The organism is Enterobacter sp. ENT02 (assembly GCF_019219165.1).
GTDB lineage: Bacteria > Pseudomonadota > Gammaproteobacteria > Enterobacterales > Enterobacteriaceae > Enterobacter > Enterobacter mori.
Genome location: NZ_JAHUWD010000026.1, coordinates 1 through 309, shown reverse-complemented (window position 1 = coordinate 309; position 309 = coordinate 1). Strand labels below are relative to the sequence as shown.

Annotated in this window: 1 protein-coding gene; it reads right to left on the bottom strand. The window is 65.4% G+C overall.

The features are described from left to right. The coding region (locus tag KW829_RS22750) for an Ig-like domain-containing protein (protein ID WP_218309149.1) at positions 1 to 309 on the bottom strand (309 nt) is incomplete at both ends.

Sequence of the window (309 nt, the reverse complement as noted above, 5' to 3'; positions counted from 1 at the left end):
TGATCTGCGGACGGGTATCGTCGGTGACCGCGTTCTGGGACAGGCTGCCGGTCACGCTGCCGACGTCGTCGGTCACGCCGGTGATTTCCACCTTGCCCGGGACCACGTCAACGGTGATGACCACGTGTGAGCCTTCCGGTCCGGTGTTGCCTGACGGATCGGTCACGGTGGTGGTCAGGTCGTGCTCGCCGTTGGAGAGCGCCTGATCCGGGGTGAAGCTCCAGCTACCGTCCGGGTTCACCTTCGTGGAGCCGATAACCTGGCCGTTGTCGATGATGTTCACCGTGCTGCCCGGCTCGGCCTTGCCGC